Here is a 24259-nt window from a genome sequence, read left to right as displayed (position 1 = left end):
CGGAAGACGAGGAGGAGGCTGAACCAGAGATTGCAGGCTACATTGTAGGCGTGCCGGTTCCTGCAGGCATGTTTCGGCCGAATTTCGATCTGAAGGCATGGGACGCATATCTCGGAGAGGAAGAGACAGTACGAACCGAGTATCAAGCTCTATATGATGCCTGGCTTCAATTGCCTGAAGAAGGAAGGGAAGAGGCCCCTCAATATGTAAGTCCCGAGTTTCCGGAACTATGGATCGAAGGGTTAAGCCAGGAAGAGATTGATGAGCTGACCAAGCCGCAGCCTGAAGAACCTTCAGAGTTGGATTTGCTAAAGCAGCGTCTGGCTGCAGCAGAAGAAGAAAATACCATGAACCAGATGGCCCTAATGGAGCTACACACCATGTTATTAGGTATGATGCCTGATGAGGCATAAATTAGTCTGGGTGCTGCGATTGTGCTGTGGTATTCATGAAAGGGGGTGATACTATGTTGGCTGTATACGTTGCATTGATGAAAAAGGAGTAATCAATATTGATGCTGTTCCTGCGACGAGTCGGACGAAGGTAGCCGAAGCTCTTGAAACTGCAGTAACGGAACGCAGTGAAAATATCGTTTAACTAGCGTTCCAAATAAGGAGCGCTATTTTTATGCCTTCTGACGAATGTTTACAAAATCAAAGGAGGTGAAACCATGGAAAAATGGGATACGATATGGAAATCCTTTATCGCCCTGCTAAGCAGCTCAGCCACCTACTTCTTCGGTGGCTGGTCAGGCGTGCTCGGGGTACTGCTCGTATTCGTCATCCTTGACTATCTAACCGGCATCGCGGCAGCGGGGGCGAGTGGCAAGCTCGAAAGTAATGTCGGGATGTTCGGCATCGCGCGAAAGGTATTTATATTTGCAATGGTATCGGTGGCTCATCTGGTGGACGGAGTTCTGGGAGACGGACATTTGTTCAGGGATGCGGTCGCCTTTTTTTATATCGCGAATGAGCTGTTATCTATTATTGAAAATGGGGGCAAACTGGGAGCACCGATTCCGCCTGCAATCCGGCAGGCCATTGAAGTGCTTAAGGGCAAGGGAGGGGACGGAGGGATTCCCGGTAACTACACTCCTCATTCCAGAGAATCTATTGCACCATCAGATCATAAGGATGTGGATGAACAGATTAGGGATGATACGAAGTAAGGACTCAACATTCATTTCAATGTACTCTGTGACAACAGACAGAGCGCTACTGAGTCAAAAGTATGTGCCATTAGCTACAAGTAGTGAAGGAGACGGAATCGATTCTGAAGAAGCGATAGCGGTCGCCTTTGTCTCCGAATTTTACCCTTTAAATAATGAATCATATAAAAATTTGGAGACAACAGCGATCGGAAGAACGATCCGTATCTGGAACGGCCACGTACCTACTCGATATTTTTTATCTAGTGAGTTAATGGATAGCCAGTAGTCTACCGACAGACGATATAGAATGGGGTAGCCTGACAGCAATATTGGGACATAGCTCCTAGTCATCGGGACTTACCTTTTACCAACAACAAGGGACACGCACACAAGCAACCCCCAGCCTCTTGGCATTAACTATATACAAACGGCAATTGCCGCATAAAGGGTGTGAGAAACATGCAAACCAGAAGCTCAGGCAACACGCAGGGTATTGACGTCTCCCGCTACCAGGGCAATATCGACTGGGCCAAAGTGAAGGCAAGCGGCATGACATTTGTGTTCATCAAGGCAACCGAGGGGCAGACGTATACTGATCCGAATTTTCAGAAAAATGTAAGCGGCGCACTGGCGGCAGGTATGCTGGTCGGAACGTACCACTTCTTTCGTGCAACATCCACGGATGGGGCCAAGGCGGAAGCGGCGCATTATGCGAGTACGCTAAATAAGGTTGGAGGCGCGAAGGCGCTGCAGCTGCCACCGGTCATGGACTATGAGAACAACCCGGGCAATCTGAGCAAAGCCCAGATCAACACGGTAGCTAAAGCCTTTTTAACTGAACTGCAGCGTCTTACGGGTGTAAAACCAATTATATATACGGGCAATTCATTTGCCGGCAATTTTGAACCTTCACTTGGCACATATGATCTGTGGGTTGCGCGTTACAGCAGCACACGTGTGCCGGATGATCAGCCTGCCTGGAAACGTTGGACGTTCTGGCAGTATACGGATTCGGGCAAAGTGAATGGAATTAGCGGTAATGTAGACATGAATGAGTTCGAGGGATCGGCAGCGGAGCTGCGGGCCAGATATGCAGCAGCCACGCCGAAGCCGCCTGAACCATCCGAGCCTGTGAAACCGACCGAACCACCGAAAGGGGGCGAACCGATGACAGCCGAAGAGAAAGCAGCGTTTGATGCGCTGAAGGCTCAGGTAGACAAACTGCAGGCACGTCAGCAGATGGAAGTTCCGGTGTGGGCCAAAGCAGCTGTGGATGCGGCTCTGGCATATGACACCAAAAATCCGCTGTTCAGCATCGACAATGGGGCAAGTTATGATTTTTACCGTTTTATTACGGTCATGTATCGCAGAGGTTTGTTCAAGAAGTGAGTTAATACAGATATAATAAAGCTATAATGGAAGTTGCCAGAGCGGGATTAAGAGGGGACACATCGGCATTTTTATGTCGAATGGTGTTCCTTTTTTGTGTTTTATGTAATTAAAATTAACGCGTGAATAAAGTTCAAGACTTATGTCCGCAAAACTCTTGTCTAATTGATGAATGTGATGTAAAGTAAGTTACACGAAATTGTTTTCAACCACTGTTTATTTACATAAATCTCCTCACCATGACAGAGCCTTAACATAACAAGTTATTGTAATGTCTCCCTGTTGTCCAATCCCTGCATTTTCGAACATACACACTCATACACGCAGCTTCATACAACTACCTTCATAAGAAAATACGACGTACTACATCCATTTTAGCTTTTAACGGAGCGTTAGATGCTGCCCAACCTACTCAATGGCAAATGCCAAGCTTTATGAGCATATGAACAAAATATATCCCAAACAAACAATGTTCTTGTACCATCTTCTAACGACATTCTCTTTGTTTTCTTTGTCTTCTAACTCATTTTTCACTTCCATCCAAATAGTAGAATGCTGTTGCTAATTGACCTAAGTTCAAATACTGCGCAACTGAGCCGAACTAACCTTTTTTCTAAAAGGAAATCTTTTGAATTCACATAAATTCTCTCGGGGTCCACAAAACCGTAAAAAACGAATGCTAATCCATCTTATCCTAATACGATCACAATTACAGGTATCACAGGCACCTAAAGCCTTTCATTGATACAAGCAAGCACCGAACCAATGGCTATCATTGAAGTTTTTTCACGCCAGCATTACACACATTATGAGACAGGGAAGGGTGTTGTACGTATGCGAATGAGAAAGAAATGGATGTCCGGTTTTGTGACTCTGGCTTTGAGCACCGTCTTGGTGTTGTCAGGCTGCTCCAGCAATGAAGAAACAGGCAATTCACCTGCTCCGGCAGAAGGTACCGATCCCCCAACAGAAACGGCAGCTCAGGATACGATGATCATGGGCCGCGGCGGGGATTCGGTGGCATTGGACCCTGCGATTGTAACAGACGGGGAGTCGCTGAAGATTGGGCACCAGGTCTTCGACTCATTGCTGGATTATAAGGAAGGCGAGACTGAGGTTGTTCCTGGTCTGGCAGAGAGCTGGGAGATTTCGGCGGATGGCCTGAAGTACACGTTTAAGCTGAAGTCCGGTGTGAAGTTCCATGATGGAACAGATTTTAATGCAGATGCTGTTGTGTTTAACTTCAACCGTTGGAGTGATCCGGCGAGTGAATATAAATTTGAAGGGGATTCCTTCGACTATTACGATTCCATGTTTGGGCCAGAGGACGGCCGTGTCATCAAGGAAGTGAAGGCGATTGATGAGACGACCGTTGAGTTCACACTGAACCAGCCGCAGGCGCCTTTCCTGCAAAATATCGCGATGACCCCATTCGGTATTGCCAGCCCAACAGCGATTCAGGAGAAAAAAGAGAATTTCAAAAGCGAGCCCGTGGGCACAGGCCCATTTGTATTCGTAGAGTGGAAGCGGAACGACTCCATCACCCTGGAGAAAAATCCGAATTACTGGAAAGAGGGCTTACCGAAGCTGAACAAAGTCATTGTTCGTTCGATTCCGGACAACACGGCACGCTTCAATGCCCTGCAAAATGGCGAGATTGATGTCATGGAGGATTTGAACCCGGATGATCTGTCCATTCTCGAAGGCAACAGTGAGCTGCAGAAGATCGAGCGTCCACCGTTCAACGTGGCGTATATCGGCTTTAACTTCAAGAAGAAACCCTTTGATGATGTAAAAGTAAGACAAGCCCTCAACCACGCGGTGAACAAGCAGGGCATTATCGATGCTTTCTTTGCCGGACAGGCTCAGCCTGCGGTGAACCCGATGCCGCCAACCCTGTGGGGTTACAACGACGCCATTGAGGATTATCCGTATGATTTGGAAAAAGCAAAAGCATTACTGGCCGAAGCCGGCTTCCCGGACGGATTGCCAGACCCGGTGACGTTCTATGCCATGCCGGTGTCCCGTCCTTACATGCCTGACGGCAAGAAGGTGGCCGAAGCGATCCAAGCTGATTTTGAGAAAATCGGAGTGACCGTCAACATCGAATCGCCGGAGTGGGCGACATATCTTGATGATGCAAAAGCCGGAGAGAAGGACGACATCTACATGCTCGGCTGGACCGGAGATAACGGCGACCCGGATAACTTCCTGTACACGCTGCTGGATAAAGACGCAATCCCGGGCAACAACCGCAGCTTTTATGTAAATGAAGAGCTGCATGTGTTGCTGACCGATGCTCAGAAAGAAACCGACCAGGACAAACGCGCCGAGCTGTACAAACAGGCTCAAGTGATTATCAAGGAAGATGCACCGTGGATTCCACTTGTGCACACGACACCTATTCTGGCAGGCAAAGCAAACCTGAAAGGTTTTGTGCCGTCCCCACTCGGCAGCGAATCCTATGCAAATGCTTATTTTGAATAACGGATATATGTGATCTAAAATCATCATCATTTTTCGTTTCATCTTTCAAGGCGCTGGTGAACACGCAATGCTTGGCAGAATCCACATCTGGTCATAACAATCTAAAGCATTCTTGTCTACCAGCGCTTTTATAATTGCATGTTGCATGATACGTCAAAGGCAGGTGAATAGAGATTGAACAGCTATATTGTCAAACGCATACTCGTGCTGCTGCCCGTACTGCTCGGCATGACCCTGATCGTCTTTTCCATCATTCATGCAATCCCGGGTGACCCTGCGGAGACGATACTTGGGCAAAAGGCAACCGAACAGTCCAAGCAAGCCCTTCGGGACCAGCTAGGACTTGATAAACCATGGTTCCAGCAGTACTTCGCTTATCTTGGCGATTTGCTCCAAGGAGACTTGGGCACATCCATTCGCACCAAGGTGCCTATTGCCCAGGAAATCGTACCTTACCTGACAGCGACGCTCGAACTGACGATGGCGAGTATGCTATTTGCCGTCATTATTGGTGTTAATGCAGGGATCGTCAGCGCATGGAAGCATAACTCCTGGTTCGACTACTGCTGTATGGTTATTGCTTTGGTTGGTGTATCAATGCCAATCTTTTGGCTCGGTCTGATGGAACAGTGGCTGTTTGCCAACAAGCTGCACTGGCTGCCGTCCATTGGACGAATGAACGCACGTGATCCCGTCGATGCCATCACCGGTCTCTATGTGCTGGATACGATGATTGCCGGGCGTTGGGACCAGCTCTGGACTGTAACCAAACATCTCATCCTGCCAAGTGTTGCGCTTGGAACAATTCCGATGGCCGTTATTGCCCGGATGACACGCTCCAGCATGCTTGAGGTCATGAGTTCGGATTATATCCGCACCGCAAAGGCGAAGGGACTCGGTCCGTTTTTTGTCGTATATGGACATGCGCTCAAAAATGCCTTTATTCCGGTTCTGACCGTTATCGGCATCCAAACCGGCTCTTTGCTCGGCGGCGCGGTATTGACTGAAACAATCTTCGCTTGGCCTGGTGTGGGGCGCTATATATATGAAGCGATTAGTTCGCGGGATTATCCGGTCATTCAGAGTGGCATTCTGATTGTTGCCTTCTTTTTCGTATTGATCAACCTGATTGTCGACTTGCTCTACGCTGTGTTTGATCCACGAATTAGCTATAAGTAGGAACTCCATCATTTGTTTTGATGAATGAATTTTCAAATAAGATAGATATCAGAAATTACACGATACGAAGAGTGCAGAATCAATCTGTAGAAGCGAAGCGTTCGCCTTTATCACCGGATTTTCCATTTATAATCATTGAATCAAAAAAATCTGGGGATAACAGCGATCGGAAGATGGTTCAGCAATCGTAGTTCGAAGTGTTATTGGAATCATTCTTCTTATCTTTCATTCATAGCTAAAGAAGGGAGACGCCGCATGGCCAAATTATCAACCAACACTGGACAATCCATAGAAGCGGTATCGGCACGTGCATCCGGTCCATGGCGGGAAGCCTGGAGAACATTTCGCCGCAATCGGCTGGCGCTCGCCGGACTGATCATTATTGTGTTTTTCATCCTGCTGGCCTTCCTTGCGCCATATATTTCTCCTTATGATTACAAGGAACAAGTGCTGACGGATCGGCTTCAGGCCCCTTCGGCAGAGCACTGGTTTGGTACCGACGATCTGGGGCGCGACGTATTTTCCCGAGTGCTTCACGGTGCGCGTATCTCCTTGTGGGTGGGGTTTTTCTCCGTAATCGGTTCCATTATTGCGGGAGCATTGCTTGGACTGGTTGCTGGGTTTTATGGAAAATGGGCAGACATGCTCATCTCGCGTCTATTCGATATTCTGCTGGCCTTTCCAGGCATCTTGCTCGCGATTGCCATTGTGGCAATCCTCGGTCCCTCCCTGCAAAATGCATTACTCGCCATAGCCATCGTCAACATTCCGACCTACGGGAGATTGGTGCGTTCGCGTGTACTTAGCTTGAGACAGGAGGAATTCATTACATCTGCCCGCACACTGGGCGCGAATAATATGCGTATTCTGTTTCGCCATATCCTGCCGAACAGCCTTACCCCGCTAATTGTGCAGGGAACGCTGGGCATCGGGACAGCCATTATTGAGGCGGCCGCACTTGGATTTCTGGGGATGGGGGCGCAACCGCCGGACCCGGAATGGGGTAAAATGCTCTCGGATTCGCGTCAGTTTTTGCAAAAAGCCCCGTGGACGCTTATCTTTCCCGGCCTTTCCATCATGCTGACGGTACTCGGATTCAATCTGCTCGGGGATGGCTTGCGTGATACCCTTGATCCGAAAATGGTGAAGTAAATGAAGGAATGCGTTCCATTCCTTCATTGACCTACTTTTTTATCAGCTTATTAGCCAAGTTGACCATTTCAGCTATACCAATCAGAGAAAAGCCGGTTCGAACATGGATTCGAGCTGGCTTTTTGTATTGGCAGATGGATTACGTTAAAATCAAATATGCGTGTATAAACGACGTGTTAAGCACCCATTTTGTTAAAATAACGCCCGGCGTATTGACACCCAATTTTGCCATATGTTATATAAAAGAAAGGGTTTAGCACTCCGGTCACCTGAGTGCTAACAAATGATGCTTATACTACAGCGACTACATATGGAATGATTAATTTTGTTTCATAGAACGAACTTGGAAACTACACGGGAACGAAGCGTTCAGAACCAATTTGGAGAAACGGAGCGTTCGCCTTTATCACCGGATTTTTCATTTATAATCATGGAATCAAAAAAATCTGGGGATAACAGCGATCGGAAAATGGTTCTGATTAGCGAAGTGGCTTCGTGTAAAGGTAAATGGTTTGTTCTATAACTGCAATTCAATCATTCTATATCCCAAATTGAAAGGAGAACACCCATTCATGGCCAAGAAACAGTTCCAGGCAGAATCCAAACGTTTGCTGGATATGATGATCAACTCCATCTATACCCAAAGAGAAATCTTTTTGAGAGAATTGATCTCCAACTCCAGTGACGCCATTGACAAAATATATTACAAAGCCCTTACCGACGATACGCTTGTCTTCAACAAAGAGGATTACTACATTAAGCTGACCATCGACAAAGAGAACCGTACGCTCACGTTGACTGATACCGGAATCGGGATGAGCCAGGAAGAACTGGAGAACAATCTCGGGGTTATCGCGAAGAGCGGCTCGCTGGCGTTCAAAAAGGAAAACGAGGCCAAAGACGGCCATAACATCATCGGACAGTTCGGGGTTGGTTTCTACTCTGCGTTCATGGTGGCGGACAAGCTGACCGTAACAAGTAAAACGCTGGGCAGCAATGAAGCCTGGAAATGGGAGTCCGAAGGTGCGGATGGATACACAATCACTCCAGCTGAGAAAGATTCCGTAGGTACGGAAATTGTCCTGACGATTAAACAGAATACCGAAGAGGATTCCTACGATGAGTTCTTGGAAGAGTATCGCCTGAGATCCATCATCAAGAAATATTCCGACTTCATTCGTTACCCGATCAAGATGGATGTGACAAGTCAGCGTCCGAAGGAAGGTACGGAGAACGAGTTCGAGGAGTACAAGGAAGAGCAAACCGTGAACAGCATGGTGCCGATCTGGCGCAAAAACAAAAGCGAGCTGACCGAAGAAGATTACAACAACTTCTATATGGAAAAACGGTACGGTTTTGACAAACCGCTCAAACACCTGCACATCAGCGCGGACGGCGCTGTGGTATACAATGCCATTCTGTTTATTCCAGAGAGCACGCCGTTTGATTACTATACCAAAGAGTACGAAAAAGGTCTGGAATTGTACTCCAACGGTGTCTTGATCATGGACAAATGCGGCGATCTGCTTCCGGATTACTTCGGATTCGTCAAAGGTATGGTTGATTCGGAAGACCTGTCCCTGAACATCTCCCGTGAAATGCTGCAGCATGACCGTCAGCTGAGCCTGATCGCGAAAAATATCAAAAACAAAATCAAGAGCCAACTGCAAAGCCTGCTGAAGGACGATCGCGAGAGCTACGAGAAGTTCTATCAAGCGTTTGGACGTCAGTTGAAATATGGAGTATACAGCGACTATGGCGTAAACAAAGATACACTGCAGGATCTGCTGTTATTCTCTTCTTCCAAAGAGAAGAAGCTGGTCAGCCTGGACGAGTACGTCTCCAGAATGCCAGAAGATCAGAAGTACATCTACTACGCATCCGGTGAGTCCATTGAGCGGATTGAGAAGCTGCCTCAGATCGAGGGTGTACTGGATAAAGGATATGAAGTGCTGTACTTCACGGAGGACATCGATGAATTCGCGATCAAAATGATCATGAACTACAAGGAAAAAGAGTTCAAATCCATCTCCAGCGGTGACCTGGGTATCGAAGACAGCGAGGACAAAGAGAAAAACGAAGCAGAAGACAACGATAACAAAGAGTTGTTCGAAGCGATGCAAGCACAGCTGGCAGGCAAAGTAAAAGCCGTCAAAGCTTCCAAACGCCTCAGAAGCCATCCGGTATGTTTGTCCACCGAAGGTGAATTGACCATCGAGATGGAAAAAATTCTGAAAGCCATGCCGAACAGTGAGAATGTACAGGCAGATAAGGTGCTGGAGATCAACGTCAACCATGATGTCTTCAAATCCCTGAAAGATGCTTACGCACAGGATAAGGAAAAATTGAGCCTGTACACTAGCCTGCTGTACCACCAGGCATTGCTGATCGAGGGCTTGCCGATCCAAGATCCGGTAGAGTTCACCAACGACATCTGCAAAGTGATGGTGTAATTGCATTACCGAGTTTAGGGTTTGTAAGTAGCGAGCAGTTTCACGCTATCAGCATTCCCATAAATTATAGGCCAGCAAGCGAGGCGCTGACCATCTGCACCCGACAGGGCATTCCGTCCCTGTCGGTTTTTTATTTTCTCCCCCTCCAAAGAAACAAATAGGAGACAGAGGATCATGAACGTGCCGCACTTGAATTTAGAATGAGTTTGTTTCTTGCAACCTAGTAATATTTTAGATTCTATGAATATCCTGTTTTATTGAAATCCATAGCGGTCAGCAGCGAAGTAGTGGAGGGGACGGAATCGATTCTGAAGAAGCGGAGCGGTCGCGTTTGTCTCCGGGTTTTTCCCTTGCCAAGGGAAATTCAGAAAACCTGGAGACAACAGCGATCGGAAGAACGATCCGTAACCGGAACGGCCACCGATGCTCATTAGCACCTTTTATCCTATCTTTTTTGAATTATCGGAATGTATCTCTATATTCTCTGAATGGCTTCATATTTTGATGTATTTTGATGTATATCATTATTCATTTAGGTGCACGGATGATAGTCTGTCGGGGTATAATAAAAGAAGAAGACTGTACATCACAAGTTGATGTGAGAAGAGATGACAATCACAGACAGGTTTTGCTTTTCGAAACGACGGATGTTGTGTATAATCACTCAAAATAGAGACAGTCGGCTAGGAGTGATCACATGCAATGGAACGATTTGAGAGAACATAGACAATATCCTGAACTTACCAAACTGGATGGAGCTCGTGCAGCGTATGAGCGGGACTATTCCAGACTGATTCATTCACCGACCTTCCGCCGGTTGCAGGGCAAATCCCAGGTGTTTGGGGCTGGAACAGGCGACTATTATCGCACACGGTTAACCCACTCCCTTGAGGTTGCGCAGATTGCGCGAGAGGCGGCAAGAAGCCTGCTTCGTCGTTATCCGCAAGTGGACTGGAGTCAGGCGGACAGCCCAGGGCTTATTATTGATTCGGAAGTGGTGGAATGTGCCGCAATTGCACATGATTTCGGACATCCGCCGTTTGGACATAAAGGGGAAGAAGTACTGGACGGCATATTGGATGACCTGATCAACACCGAGGTCAAGAAAATCATGAAGAAGAACCGCAGTGCGAAGTCACCCCAACAGGAGCCAGAGGTTCGTGCAGAGCTGAAGCGGAAATATGAGCATTTTGAAGGCAACGCACATAACTTCCGTCTCATCATGTTCCTGGAGAAACGAGAGGACATCGATGGATTGAATTTGTCCGATGCGGTGCTGCTTGGAATCAACAAATATCCTTACCCAGGTACGGAGAGCAAGAAGGGCATGTACCATCATGAGTGGCAATACATCCACGAGATTCGTAATCGCTGGAACATGCCGGCCGGCAAGAAGACGCTTGAAGCACAGCTCATGGACCTCTGCGACGATATTGCGTACTCCGCACATGATCTGGAGGATGGCATTAAGGCAGGCAAGATCGAAGTGCATGAGCATTTCCTGCAGGATCCGCACATTCATCGCCTGATTGTGGATAAGATTACTACACTCGAGGATCTGTTCTGGAATGGATGGACGAGAGAGGCGATTGGGCAAAAGGTAGAAGAAGTGCTAGCTTCGTTCCTGCGTGTCTGGAATGAGAAAATGCCGTTCTGCGAGCATGATTACTCCCGTACCCGCCGCGAGGTCAAGGCATACTGGGTAAGCCTTTTTGTGGGCAGCCTGGGCGTAATTGACGACGGGGATTGGAAGAAGGTGACGTTTGTCCGCGAAGGTGCAGAGGATCTTGATATGCTGCGCACGGTGAGTGTGCTCAAGAGCTTTGCCTGGGTGACCATGATTCGTGATCTGCGCGTGCAGCGTCTGCAAAAACGCAGTGAATGGATGATCAAGCGTCTATGGGATGCATTCCTTGACCCGGAAACGTCCAAATCCATTATTCCATCCGACTGGCTGCAGCGCTATGAGAAGGATCAGGCGAAGGCTCATCCAATCTGGACATGGGAGCACATGGTGATTGATTATATTGCAGGTATGACGGATGCGTTTGCCGAGAAAATATACAATGAATTGTATGGTCTGAAGGTAGGCTCCATCTACGATCTGGACTAAAATAAGGAGTGAGGAGCTTGGATACAAACATCGGCATATGCTCAAGTGAGCCGTATAGTCTGGGCGTGCTCGACCTTGTGCCAAGGTTGAATGGAGCTGCAGCGGAAGAGGCATTGCAGCAGTCTGTATCCTTGGCTCAACATGCCGAAGCTTGGGGATATACCCGGTACTGGACGTCCGAGCATCATGATATGGAGGAACTTGCATCCGCATCGCCTGAAGTTTTGCTCTCGCATATTGGTGCGAGGACAGCAACCATTCAGCTGGGATCGGGTGCGGTGCTGCTGCCGCATTACAGTCCGTTGAAGGTGGCCGAGTCGTTTCGGCTGCTGGCTGCACTGTACCCAGGCAGAATTGAGCTGGGTCTGGGACGCGCGCCTGGAGGTGGGCCGCATGCCACCATGGCGCTAAGCGGCAATTATTTGCAGCATGTGTCCAAATTGCCTGAATCACTCGCGGCACTTACTGAATTGCTCGAGGATCGGTACAGCTATGAGGAGCATCGGGTAACGGCACGCCCAATCCCTGAACTTCCCCTTTCCCTGTGGATGCTGGGTACCAACGTCAAGAGTGCCGAGTTTGCTGCACGGTTTGGCATGGGGTATGTATTTGGTCAGTTTATGAGTGACGCCGATGGTACGGAAGCGGTGAAGCGGTATCGGGATGGGTTTATTCCCAGTAAAACAATAAAAGAACCACAAGTGATGGCTGCGGTCAGTGCAATGTGTGCAGAGACAGAGGAGGAAGCTCGGGACTGGAGCCGCGAAATAGCAGATCGGCGCAAGCAGAGTGGACAAGATGCACCAGCACTGCCCGCTGCTGAGAAGGAATCTAACTCTAGTACGGGGACTGGTGGTCAGATCAACATTGAGAAGGGCGAGGGTGAGGACGAAGCGCGTAAACATTTTGCAGGAACAGCGTCGCAGATCTGGGAACAATTCGAGCAGGTAAGCAAACGACTGGAGACGAAGCAATTTCTGGTGGTTACAGCCGGACCTGATTACGAGCGAAGACTAGCGTCTTATCGGTTACTTGCCGAGTTTGGTAAAAACATGGTGAAGTAAGCGGCTCTTTTCCTGTTTTCATAGGATAATCCTCACAATTTAACATGTTGAAGGGTTGCAGATCGGTATTCTCCGTATGCTGCAGCTCTTTTCCATTTTATCTCGCTGCATGCTTTCGGAAGTATTCCTATGACCTCAACGGTATACGAGGCACAAGATTTTACAAAACGAAGCATGTCTTAAAAAAATAATGTTATAATACTTTACGTCAGTTTACCCATAGAGATATGATGAAAGAGTATTTTGCAAGATGCCAAAAGAAGGGTAAAACCAAGACTAAAGAACCGAAAATTCGGAGGTAGGCCGAATCCGGTATAAGGGGGAAATCACATGTTCAGCAGATTCAAGATCAGGAGTATCGGTCTGCGTATCAGCATCGCGTTCTATTTGTTAATCCTCTGTTTAATTCTCCTTAGTGTCACCATTGTTACCCGGTTGAACTCCATGGAAGCCAACACCAATGAGATTACGGGGAACTGGATGCCTTCGATTCAGCAAATCAATAGGTTGAACTATACCACCGAACATATTTTGTCATTGAGTTACCGGCACTTTGATGCTCCGGATGGAGACAAGGCTGAACTCGCTGAAGAGCGTACCAATTACATTCGCGAAACGGCACAGACGATCAAAATATACGATCAGCAGGAAAAGGCGACAGACGAACAGGAGCACTGGGATGCATTCAAGACGAAGTGGGCAGCTTATCTTAAGCTGAATACCCAAGCGATCAATTTGAGTGATCAAGGACAATCCCAACTGGCGAAGGAAGTATCGGAAAAAGGGGCTGATTCCTTCGATGCCATGCAGGTCGATCTGGATTATCTGGTCGAGTACAATCAGAATCAGTCGGATCTCTCGGCAGCACAAACCATCAGGTCTGTGCAGAATGGTCGAATGATCATTATTGTAGGGGTGCTGATCATGATTGCGATCACGGCGATCGTGATTCCGATTATTCGTTCCCAGGTCGTGAAACCGCTGCTCCGGGTTATTAGTGCAGTGAAGCTGATTGCAGAAGGCCAACTCAATGTGCAGGATATACATACCAAGCACGAAGATGAAGTAGGGCTCTTGGCTAAAGCGGTGAACACGATGAAAGGGAATCTGACTTCCATGGTGTTGAATGCCAGACGAGTTGCCGAAGCGGTGAATCGCCAGAGCAACGAGCTGGCCATTTCTTCGGAAGAAGTCAAAATTGGAAGTCAGCAAATTGCCATTACGATGGAAGAGTCGGCCAAGGCTGCAGAGAGTCAGGCCGTAACGGCAGTCGAATCAGCACGTACGGTTGAGGGATTGAACGATCACATTCAGCAGCATGCTAATCAAGGGAGCAAGCTTAGTGCGATGTCGGAACGTGTGCTGGAGCAGGGATTGAATGGACGTAAGGCCATGGAGCAATCGGTGCAGCAAATGCTGCAAATCTCCGGGGCTGTCTCAGCTTCAATGGATCGGATGGAGCAGCTAAACCGTAAAAACGAGGATATTTCCAAGCTGGTCCAAGTGATTCGTGACATCGCAAGGCAGACCAACCTGCTGGCATTGAATGCTTCCATTGAGGCAGCCCGCGCTGGAGAGAGTGGTCGTGGATTCGCCGTGGTCGCAGCCGAGGTTCGGAAGTTATCGGAAGCGGTGCAGACTTCAGTGGAGGAAATTACAGTGATTACGGAAGATATCCAGCAGGATTCCCAGGGAGTAGTTGCTGAATTGCGTACAGGAGTTCGGGAGACTGAACTGGGACAAGAACATGTGCGAACTTCGGGTAATCTGTTCCGGAATATTAATGAATCCGTAGAGGAAATGGTTCACGTGATTGGCACGATGACAGCTGGGTTGGAAGGAATGCAGGATGCAAGTGGACGCATGAATGATTTCAGCCAACAGATCTCGGCAGTATCGGAACAAACTGCGGCAAGCGTAGAGGAAGTTTCGGCTTCAGCTGAAGAACAGGTAAGCTCCATGGAAACGATTAGCGGCAGCATTCAATCATTGAAGGAATTGTCGGATGACCTGCTTACTTCCATCGAAAAATTAAAAATATAAACCTTCTTCTTATAATAGAAGAAACATGAAGGACGGCTGCAATTTTGACTGAAATCTATTCGACCGACATCACAAGGAGTTTAATCAACCAAGATTACATCTATACGTTTGCCTGTCATGAGAATGAGCGTGAATTATGCTCGCTCGAGCTCCATACACTAATTGGTTCCAGACTGGAAATGAATTCGGATTTACGCTCATATGTCCGGTCTAATATATGCATTCCACCAGGCAGAAGCCCGTTTATTCATGGAAGGCTGGACGTGATATCGGAAGCAGAGACCGTGAAGGATCTGCTTCCGACTGCAGCGAAGATTGAATTGCTTCCGGAAGAGACGTTTAAGGTGGTATGTCTGAAAGAAGGAGACCATATGCCTGATTATGAACATTCCCGTCAGCTGGAAAGAGAAGTGGGAATGTGCATTAAGGGCAAAGCGCAGATGAAGCGCCCAAAAGTGACCTTTGGACTAATTCGAACAGGTAGAAAATGGATCTTCGGTCGGTGGACAGAAGCGGATCGATCGTGGCAACGTCATCAGCAGAAGCCGCAAAATTACTCCACTGGTTTCGGAGTTGCGCTGGCCAGATCTCTCGTTAACATTGCCGTACCGAACATTCTGAACCAGCGGCTGCTCGATCCATGCTGCGGCATGGGTACGGTAGTCATTGAAGCACTCTCCATGGGAATTGAGGCAAGAGGGAACGACCTGAATCCGCTGGCCATTCAGGGAGCGCGCATCAATCTGCCGCACTTTGGTTATGATCCGGCTTGCCTTACACTGGGTGACATGAATGAATTAGACGGATCCTACGACGCAGCGATTTTGGATATGCCCTACAATCTGTGTTCCGTCCTCCCGGATGAAGACCAGCGCATCATGCTGACAAGTCTGCGCAGGCTGGCAAAACGGGCTGTAGTTGTATCCACGGAATGGGTGGAAGAGCATTTGCTTGCAGCGGGGTGGGAAGTGGATCAGTATTGTGCTGTGCGTAAAGGAACGTTTATACGTCACGTTTGGTTATGCACATAGTTATATAGTAGAAGAAAACCTCCAACTCGGAAGAAATGATTTCCGGGTGTGGAGGTTTTTTATATCCATTTTTAGAAATAATGATAAGGCATTTGTACAATTGTGCATGGAAAATGGAGGGCGAATTAGTATTTATGACTATAGTCGACCAGGTTGAGCGGCAGTGTTTTGCCCGCCAGGTAAGCTTCCAGATTTTTCACAAAAATATCAAGTGCCCGATCCGTATATTGCTCCGTACTTCCCGCGATATGGGGGGTAATTAACACATTGTCCTTTTGCCATAATGGATGCTCAGCAGGAAGGGGTTCTTCTTCAAAAACGTCCAGCGCAGCATAGGCGACCTGGCCGCTATCCAGTGCACGAATCAGCGCTTCAGTGTCTACACTTGGACCTCGTCCTACATTGACGAAGCAGGAGCCTTTCTTGAAATGTTCGAATGCGGTTTGATTATACAAATGATGGGTTTCGTCTGTGAGGGGCAAGATGTTAATGACATAATCACCTTTGCCCAAAGCTTCATGCAGTCCGGACATATCGTACATGTGATCGACATTAGGAACGTCTTTGCCGGACCGGCGGACCCCGATGACATTCATGCCAAACGCCTTAAGAATACGGGCAGCTTCGGTGCCGATCTCTCCTACACCAACAATGACAGCCGTTTTGCCGTGCAGCTCCGGCAGTGGTTTGTCGGGATTTTTCCACTCGGCTTGCTGTTGATGAAGCATGGCTTGTCTCAGCCAGCGGCTGTGCGATAACATCATGCCTACAATAATTTCAGTGATCGGGATGGCATGTACGCCATTGGCACTGGTCACCTGAATGTTTTTTTGTTCCAAATCCGAGAAGGGGAGGTTATCCACACCTGCGGACCAGACCTGTACCCACTTCAGGAGGCTGTCCTTCTTCAGGGCATGTTCTGTGACGAGTGGAGACCAGCCGACAATAATTTCGGCTTCTGTTAACTCAGTAGGGTCAATCTCCTTGGCTTTGCTGACGGTCAGCGTATAGCCGGGTGCGGCGTCTAAAATGCGCTGCTGCTGTTCCGCAGATAAAGATGGAAAACATACAATTTTACCCATAGTGTGTAACCTCCTGAATTCAATTGAGTTGTGAGATAAGTGTAGCAGATTTGAGAAGATGCTGCAGAAAGGCAGGAATGAAGCCTCATGTGCAAGTGCTGACATTTGTGTCAATCTATAATTACCCAACTTGAAACAGGACATATGATTATGAAATAATAGAACGAACTTTAGAGAGGTGTATACGATGATGAATAACTATTCATATACGGATCTACCATCACGGCGGGAAAGATTATTTACGGCGATACGTCTTCCGGCAGCTATTCAGGAATCCCTTCAACTTGATGCAGGAATGGTGAAGAACAGGCTCGATTTTCGCAAATGGACAGACCATCGGGATTATCATATCACGCTGCAATTTCTGGGAGATACACTGGTGAGTGATATCGGGCATCTGCGGAAAGAGCTTCGCATGGCGAGTACTGGAATTCAGCCGTTTGAACTGCAAACTTCCGGGTGGGGTACTTTTGGTCTGAAAGATGCTCCGAAGGTGTTGTGGAGGGGGGTAGACGGCGAGCTGGAATCTTTGAATCTTCTTCACAAACGGATCGTGGAGGCCACATCGACACTTGGATATGAAGCGGAGCTGAGACCGTACTCTCCGCACATTACAATTGCACGCAAATTTCTGGGTTTAGCCCCAGGAAATGAAGATAAAGGTATTTATGGGGTGCTTCCGGAACATTCCTTGGGTGCTAAATCATGGATTGTGGAGGACTTTGTACTTTATGTGACTAGGCTGGGACAATCGCCAATGTATGAGGTTGTGGATACGTTTTCATTTTCCTAAAACTCGTTTTTATGACATAAAATCACATTGACATTACGTTTATCCCTATGTAATATTAGCCATCGTTATTCAAATTCTTTTTTTTGGGTTACTTAGTTAAGGGAATTGTTGCGACAGGAGGAATCTTACGAATGGATATTATAAGCAAGAATCGTTGGGTAGCACCGATGTTATCTGTGCTGCTTGTATGTATAGTGGGGGTTAATGTAGTTCAGGCAACTGGGAAATGGAACGAGGCAAGTGATAGTAAACAGATGACCGATCTGGCGGCTTCTGTGCAAAATAGCGCATCATCTTCTTCTGCTGGGGACAGGCGAATGATGGCAGACGGGACAAGTCTGTCTGCTGATTCATCGATTCATACGGCAAACTGGACGGCTTCATTGCCAGCAAAGGACTGGCTTACGGCTGCTCAGGAAGAACAGGAATTGAAGGAAGCCAAGGCGAAGCATAAGGCCAGAGCTGCTGCTGCGGCCAAAGCCAAAAAAGAAGCTGCCCTGAAATTGGCCAAAATTGAGAAGGCCAAAGCGGCTGCTGCTGTAACAACTCCCCCCCAAAAACTTTACTTTACGCGGACCGAGCTTTTGAACCAGGAGGACTCGAAACTTGCAACCTGGTCATACAGTGTGTCCGATAAAGAGCTGCTTCTGCTGCAAAAAATTGTCATGGCAGAGGCGGAAGGTGAACCGTACGAAGGCAAAGTGGCAGTTGCCAATGTTGTCTTAAACCGGCTGCGGTCAGCCAATTTTCCCGATACTATTTACAAGGTAATCTATCAGAAGTCTCAATTCAGCCCGGTAGCCAACGGACGTCTGAAGCGTGTAGTTCCCAATAAGGACAGCGTGAAGGCAGTGAATGCTGCACTGAATGGACAGAAGGAAGTCGCTGATGATACGTATTATTTCTTGTCATTGACGCTTGCTGATGATCTGACGGTTGCCCATTCGAAGAAAAAAGTGAAAACGATCGGTCATCATACTTTTTACAAGTAATTGATCTGAAAATTCTGCAAACAGGCAGGGTAGTTAATGTATTTACATTAAACAAACCTTTGAAAACACCTGAAACAGAGTTTTATTTCGGTATTTAAATGGATCTCTTTCCTTTAAATTACCCTTTTTTCTGGTAAAACATACGTTTACTTTAAATGAAATTGAAGAAGGTTCCCTTCCAAAATGAGAAGGGAACCTTTTCTGTATGCATTTCGTTTCAAATGAGTTGATGTTAATCATAGGACATGTCTATCCATATACAACACCCTCCCAGAAGAGCTCCAGGGGCCTTTAGAGGCCTTAGAATGGAATTCTGGTACCTGACAGCGTCGTGGCAGGAATTCCGGCCTTAAAGCGTTCCTTGGGCGTGGAGGGGAACTCGGCTATAGCCGGACACAATAATTCGTGAACAGCATGTGCACAAGACGTTGGATCATAGGACGGTTTGTTCCACGGTTTGCGTACAACTTTCAGCTGGCTTTCAGCTTCCTTCGGTGTTTTTGTCCGGTCGCACAGCTCTGTGAACCTTGTGGTAATGACGTCTGCTGAATGTATCACCTGGCCGTATCCGGCTTGTACAAAATACTCGCAATTCTCTTCTTCCTGGCCTGGAAGCGGTGGAATAAACAACATCGGCAGCCCTTTAGCCAGGGCCTCTGTGCAAGTCATGCCGCCCGGTTTCGTAATAAGCACGTCCGATACGTCCATCAGCTTGCTGACTTCCCTGGTGTACCCGAGAATGCGGATGTTCGGATGCTGGAAGCAAGCCATCTCTTTCATCCTGGAGATCATCTTCTCGTTGCTTCCAAGGCAAAATACAAGCTGCACCCGATCGGCCCAGGAGGTTAATAGTTTCATATGTTCTTCATCAAAGGAAAGCCCCCATCCACCGCCCATAAGCAGTGCCGTAGGCATATCCTTCAGCCCCATTTCCTGACGCAGCCGTACTTTGTCACCTGCTTCCCAAAAATCAGGATGCACGGGAATTCCCGTAACCTGAATTCGAGAGGGGTCGACTCCCCGAATTTCAAGTAATGCCTTAACCTGTGGGGTAGAGACCAGATACTGATTTACTTCAGGATTGATCCATGTACCGTGCACATCGTAATCCGTAATGACCGTATACAGTGGTATGTTCAGTCCTTGCCGTTTCAGTCTTGAAATGACCGCATTCGGAAACGGATGAGTGCAGATTACTGCATCCGGCTTCAACTGTGATACGACCTGGGCCGTCTGAGTATAGAAAATTCGATGCAAAGCGAGTTTGGTAAATCCGTTTAATGATTTATTATATTGTGTCCGATACAGCATGCTGACCAGTTTGGGCTGGACGGATAATGTTTTTCGATAGGCGGAAAAAATAAGCGGAGCCACCGTCGGATTTAGGAATTTGCCAAGCTCGATAACGCGGCTATGGACGTGTGGACTGACCTTTTTGATGCCGCTTGCCAGCGCATGTGCGGCCTGGGTGTGACCGGTGCCGAAACCTTCGGATAATAAGAGCACTCTTGGTTTTCGCATGAGTTCACCTTTATTCATAAGTTTAAATTTGATAAGTTCACCGTTCTGCCGTACCCTTCAATACATGAATATACAGCGAAACGAAAAATCATGTTCATTCCATAAATATTTACACGAAAGTTGATGTTCTGAGACAGTCCATCTTCGTTTAATCCGTATTATTGGAACCATCATACACTATAGACGACGAATGAATCACTTTCCACTGCATTTCGGTTAAAATAAATTAACACAAATTTGAAATGTTAGGGTTGCAATCTGTTGACGAAGGTGATAATGTAAGTTTTGACCAAGTGACCAAATTGTATTTTTGGTCATTTCATAAGAGAAGATCAGTGAAGGAGGGGATATGATGGCTCCGATTGACCGGAGGCAGCAGGTCATTCATGCAGCAGCTCAGTCGTTCGCCATGTTTGGATACAAAGCTACCACGATGGATCAGGTAGCCAAGATAGCGAATGTAGGCAAAGGGACAATTTACACTTTTTTTACGAACAAGGAGCAGCTGTTTGATCAGATTCTGGTGGAAGTGATCCAGGAAATGAAAAATATTGCCCATCGTGAAGTGCGTCAGGAAAGTGCCTTTTTTGATAACCTGTTTCGTGTGCTGGATTCATTGCTGGAATTCCGACGTGATCATGATTTATTGGTGAAGCTATCCCAGGAACTTAAAGATTTTGGAACACTTCAGGCCAAGGAGGGTCTGGACAAGGTGGAGAAGGTCATTTCCGACTTCTTGTCCAAGGAGCTGGAGAAAGCCAGAGACAGCGGTGAGATTCGGGATTGTGATCCGCAAGTCGTGGCCTTTATGATGATCCGTCTGTATATAGCGCTCACCTCGGATTGGAATAAACAGCACGAACCGCTCAGCAAAGAGGAAATCAAAAATTACTTTCGTCTTTTCTTAATGGAAGGAATTGCTGCCGTCATGTAGTTTCCAAATTTCTCTACTATAATATAGGGAGAATATGGAGTGTCTTTTTTGCGTGAAGGTAGTGAGGCTTGCCGAGAGGCAGGTTTGTTTTTTACTCTAAATTGACCACTTGAGGAAAGTAGTCAGTTCGTATTTCAGCAAATTGCTGAATTCATTCACATGTTTACATTAAGTTAGTTCCTGCTCATGAAGCAGAGAGTTAGGGGAGAAAAAAGACATGAAATCTTTATCCGTGTTTTTCAAGGATGTGGGATCGGCCGTGAGAAACCCGAAGGTGTTGATCCCCGTCATTGCAGTAATGTTTATTCCGATCCTGTATAGCGGTATCTATCTGGCTGCCTATTGGGACCCATATGGTCATGTTGACCAGATGCCGGTTGCTGTCGTCAACCTCGACAAGGGAGCAGAGCTTGAAGGCAAATCCTTGCAGGTCGGCGACGATCTGGTGGATGAGCTGAAGAAAAATAAAGATTTTGAATGGGAATTCGTTAATGCATCTCAGGCCAAAGAGGGTATGCAGAACGACAAGTATTATATGCAAATTACCATTCCTGAAAATTTCTCTTCCCAGGCCACCACGCTGCTGGATGATCAACCGCAGCCAGCTGAACTGATCTACGAACCTAACGGCAATTACAGCTTCGTAGGTGCACAGATCGGCAAGACGGCAATCAAGGATCTTAAGGCGAAGGTATCTGCCAAGGTGACGGAGGCCTATGCCGAAACGCTGCTCGACAAGTTCTCCGAAGTATCTGACGGACTGGCGGAAGCGGGCGATGGTGCGGGCGAACTGAATACGGGGGCAGGCAAACTGGATGATGGTGCGGTCAAGCTGAAAGACAATTTGGCCAAACTGGCATCCGGAACACTTGAGCTTCAGGATGGACTATCTCCATTGAGCGATGGCGTTGATGCACTGCATACCGGGGCCACCCAGCTGGAAAGCGGCACAACCAGTCTGGTTTCCGGTCTTCAGCAGCTGCAGGCTGCAGCCTCGGATCAGCTTCAAAGCGGAGCAGACCAGTTAAAGGATGGCAGTGACAAGCTGCAGGCTGGTCTTCAATCATCACTTGATGGCACAAGCAAGCTGCAGGCAGGTCTTCAATCATCCGAACAAGGCAGTGCGAAGCTGTCAGAAGGTTTGCAAAGTGCAGTGCAGGGTAGTGGAACTCTGGCGTCAGGCTTACAGTCTGCCGTTGATGGAAGCAGTAAAGTTGCGGACGGTGCCCAAGGTGTGGCGGACGGTTTGAAACAGCTGGCTGCATCTAATCCGGAGCTGGCTGCAAGTGAGGATGTTCAGAAGCTGCTGGCAGCCAGTGAGGCTGTGGCAGAAGGCAGCGCACAGCTGCACGAGAGCGAACAAAAGCTGGCGCAAGGTGCGAATCAGCTTCACGAGGGCAACCAGCAGCTTGCAGCAGGTGCGACAGAGCTTCACGGCGGACAACAGCAGCTGCTCGCTGGAGCCGACCAACTGGTTGATGGACAGCAGCAGCTGCTCGCTGGAGCCAATCAGCTTAGCGAAGGCGGAGCGAAGCTCTCTGACGGCCTGAAGCAGTTTAGCGGCAAGTTGGGTGAAGCTGCAAGCGGCGGCACTCAGCTGGTGAATGGGGCCAAACAACTTGGCACAGGCACAAGTGCCTTGCAAACCGGCGTTGGCAAGCTGAGCGGTGGTGTGAGTTCGCTGACAGACGGTTCCAAACAGCTTGGTGATGGTGCAGGCGAATTGGCTAATGGTTTGACTGAGCTTAAAGACGGCTCAAGTGAACTGGCCACCAAGCTGAATGATGCCGCTCAGAAAACGTCTGAAGTGAAGAAAACCGATGACGTGGTCAACATGTTTGCTGAACCGATTAACTCAGCTGAGAATGAAGCAGAATCCGTGTCCAATTATGGTACAGGATTGACGCCATTCTTCCTGTCCATTGGATTGTTTGTCGGATCCCTTATCTCGACCATTATTTTGAAAATGCGTGATACATCCGTACCGGGTGCATCTGGCTGGAGCCGTTTTGTAAGCCGTACACTCGTATTTGGTTCCATGAGCATTTTCCAATCGGTTATCGTTGCCAGCTTTATGCTGTATGGTCTTGGTCTGGAAACGCACAGTGTAGGACTGTTCTATCTGTTCACGATTATTACGGGGCTGACGTTCATGTTGATTGTTCAGGCGCTTGTTACCTGGCTTGATCTGCCTGGACGCTATGTGGTCATTCTGCTGCTGGTATTCCAGCTTGCGGCAAGTGCAGGAACCTTCCCGGTAGAACTGATTCCGTCCTGGCTCCAGGCATTTAGCCCATGGTTACCGATGACGCATAGCATTATGGGCTTCAAAGCAGTCGTGTCCAGTGGCAACTTCGATGTGATGTGGCATCAGGCTGGAATTCTGGCTATCTATGCAGGGGTATCCATTCTGTTGACGTTGGCGTACTTCCTCTGGAGTGGCCGTCGTCCGAAAAAAGAGGCTGAAATGACTGATTCGGCCGAATCGGGTCAAGTTGTGACAGCATAAGTCTGAAGTCATGCAGAGTAATGGCTTGGATGGAAAAATAAAGTTTGGTATCCAGTATCAAAATTATGCAACATAGTAGTCAAAAAGTGCAAAGAGCTTGTGACCCCAAAATGGGCCGCAGGCTCTTTTTGTATACAAATGCATGTTCGGGCTGCATTTTGCTCGAAAACGGAATAGAAATTTGGTGATATTAAGCAGAAACACAGGCTGCATATGGAATGTTTTTCTTTTGTCAGCAGATAAAATCAGTTGTACTCTGTCTTAAAATGTGTATAATTATTCGAAAAAGAGATGAATTTAAACGTCATTACACTAAAGCTGTACTGCAAAACATTTCTTATCAGAGGTATTAAAAAGTTTAAATTGC

Annotated in this window: 18 protein-coding genes; 15 read left to right on the top strand and 3 right to left on the bottom strand. The window is 47.6% G+C overall.

The features are described from left to right. Window positions 1-50: 50 nt before the first annotated feature. The 7 genes from ABIC22_RS03765 to htpG all read left to right on the top strand — a co-directional run bounded on the left by ABIC22_RS03765 (window position 51) and on the right by htpG (window position 9810). Entirely contained in the window at window positions 51-413 is a 363-nt protein-coding gene (locus ABIC22_RS03765) for a hypothetical protein (protein WP_354478373.1), read from the top strand. 257 nt (window positions 414-670) lie between these two features. Beyond that, complete coding sequence (locus ABIC22_RS03760; protein WP_354478370.1) at window positions 671-1168, top strand: phage holin family protein; 498 nt, start codon at window positions 671-673, stop codon at window positions 1166-1168. 441 nt (window positions 1169-1609) lie between these two features. Continuing rightward, window positions 1610-2539, top strand: a complete 930-nt coding sequence (locus tag ABIC22_RS03755) for a glycoside hydrolase family 25 protein (protein ID WP_354478367.1) — start codon at window positions 1610-1612, stop codon at window positions 2537-2539. 840 nt (window positions 2540-3379) lie between these two features. After that, complete coding sequence (locus ABIC22_RS03750) at window positions 3380-5026, top strand: ABC transporter substrate-binding protein (RefSeq protein ID WP_336781520.1); 1647 nt, start codon at window positions 3380-3382, stop codon at window positions 5024-5026. 174 nt (window positions 5027-5200) lie between these two features. Further along, window positions 5201-6205, top strand: coding sequence for an ABC transporter permease (locus ABIC22_RS03745; protein WP_095360724.1), 1005 nt, complete (start codon window positions 5201-5203; stop codon window positions 6203-6205). A gap of 255 nt (window positions 6206-6460) precedes the next feature. Next, window positions 6461-7357: a nickel transporter permease gene (gene nikC, locus ABIC22_RS03740; protein WP_095360723.1), complete on the top strand. Its 897-nt coding sequence runs from the start codon at window positions 6461-6463 to the stop codon at window positions 7355-7357. Between the two features lie 572 nt (window positions 7358-7929). Continuing rightward, entirely contained in the window at window positions 7930-9810 is a 1881-nt protein-coding gene (gene htpG / locus ABIC22_RS03735; RefSeq protein ID WP_193723092.1) for a molecular chaperone HtpG, read from the top strand. A gap of 254 nt (window positions 9811-10064) precedes the next feature. Here the strand turns inward: htpG and ABIC22_RS03730 are convergent, their stop codons facing one another. Next, window positions 10065-10241, bottom strand: a complete 177-nt coding sequence (locus tag ABIC22_RS03730; protein WP_354478363.1) for a hypothetical protein — start codon at window positions 10239-10241, stop codon at window positions 10065-10067. A gap of 266 nt (window positions 10242-10507) precedes the next feature. Here ABIC22_RS03730 and ABIC22_RS03725 point away from each other — a divergent pair, with 266 nt between their 5' ends. The 4 genes from ABIC22_RS03725 (at window position 10508) to ABIC22_RS03710 (ending at window position 16061) form a co-directional block, all read left to right on the top strand. After that, entirely contained in the window at window positions 10508-11923 is a 1416-nt protein-coding gene (locus ABIC22_RS03725; RefSeq protein ID WP_095288971.1) for a deoxyguanosinetriphosphate triphosphohydrolase family protein, read from the top strand. 17 nt (window positions 11924-11940) lie between these two features. Next, on the top strand, window positions 11941-12987 hold the full coding sequence (locus tag ABIC22_RS03720; RefSeq protein WP_354478359.1) for an MsnO8 family LLM class oxidoreductase: 1047 nt from the start codon (window positions 11941-11943) through the stop codon (window positions 12985-12987). Window positions 12988-13317: 330 nt separating this feature from the next. After that, window positions 13318-15030 (top strand): methyl-accepting chemotaxis protein, encoded by a 1713-nt coding sequence (locus tag ABIC22_RS03715; protein WP_354478357.1) that lies wholly within the window; start codon window positions 13318-13320, stop codon window positions 15028-15030. Window positions 15031-15098: 68 nt separating this feature from the next. Then, window positions 15099-16061 carry an RNA methyltransferase gene (locus tag ABIC22_RS03710; RefSeq protein ID WP_483312577.1) on the top strand — a complete coding sequence of 321 codons (963 nt, stop codon included), beginning with the start codon at window positions 15099-15101 and terminating at the stop codon, window positions 16059-16061. A 125-nt stretch (window positions 16062-16186) separates the two neighbouring features. Here ABIC22_RS03710 and ABIC22_RS03705 read toward each other — a convergent pair whose 3' ends face one another. Next, window positions 16187-17143 (bottom strand): D-2-hydroxyacid dehydrogenase, encoded by a 957-nt coding sequence (locus ABIC22_RS03705; protein WP_354478352.1) that lies wholly within the window; start codon window positions 17141-17143, stop codon window positions 16187-16189. 187 nt (window positions 17144-17330) lie between these two features. On the opposite strand from ABIC22_RS03705, the gene thpR reads away from it, so the two are divergent. Both thpR and ABIC22_RS03695 read left to right on the top strand, forming a co-directional pair. After that, window positions 17331-17936 carry an RNA 2',3'-cyclic phosphodiesterase gene (gene thpR / locus ABIC22_RS03700; protein WP_354478349.1) on the top strand — a complete coding sequence of 202 codons (606 nt, stop codon included), beginning with the start codon at window positions 17331-17333 and terminating at the stop codon, window positions 17934-17936. Window positions 17937-18067: 131 nt separating this feature from the next. Beyond that, window positions 18068-18928, top strand: a complete 861-nt coding sequence (locus ABIC22_RS03695) for a cell wall hydrolase (protein WP_354478347.1) — start codon at window positions 18068-18070, stop codon at window positions 18926-18928. A 300-nt stretch (window positions 18929-19228) separates the two neighbouring features. Here the strand turns inward: ABIC22_RS03695 and ABIC22_RS03690 are convergent, their stop codons facing one another. Beyond that, window positions 19229-20449 carry an MGDG synthase family glycosyltransferase gene (locus ABIC22_RS03690; protein ID WP_354478344.1) on the bottom strand — a complete coding sequence of 407 codons (1221 nt, stop codon included), beginning with the start codon at window positions 20447-20449 and terminating at the stop codon, window positions 19229-19231. A gap of 352 nt (window positions 20450-20801) precedes the next feature. Between ABIC22_RS03690 and ABIC22_RS03685 the strand changes: the two genes are divergently transcribed. Continuing rightward, a complete protein-coding gene (locus tag ABIC22_RS03685; protein WP_095288977.1) occupies window positions 20802-21383 on the top strand; it encodes a TetR/AcrR family transcriptional regulator in 582 nt (193 codons plus the stop codon). A 217-nt stretch (window positions 21384-21600) separates the two neighbouring features. Then, window positions 21601-23892, top strand: coding sequence for a YhgE/Pip family protein (locus ABIC22_RS03680; RefSeq protein WP_354478341.1), 2292 nt, complete (start codon window positions 21601-21603; stop codon window positions 23890-23892). Window positions 23893-24259: the final 367 nt, after the last annotated feature.

The sequence above is a fragment of the Paenibacillus sp. PvP094 genome (assembly GCF_040546835.1).
GTDB lineage: Bacteria > Bacillota > Bacilli > Paenibacillales > Paenibacillaceae > Paenibacillus > Paenibacillus illinoisensis.
This window is presented reverse-complemented; position numbering and strand designations above follow the sequence as displayed.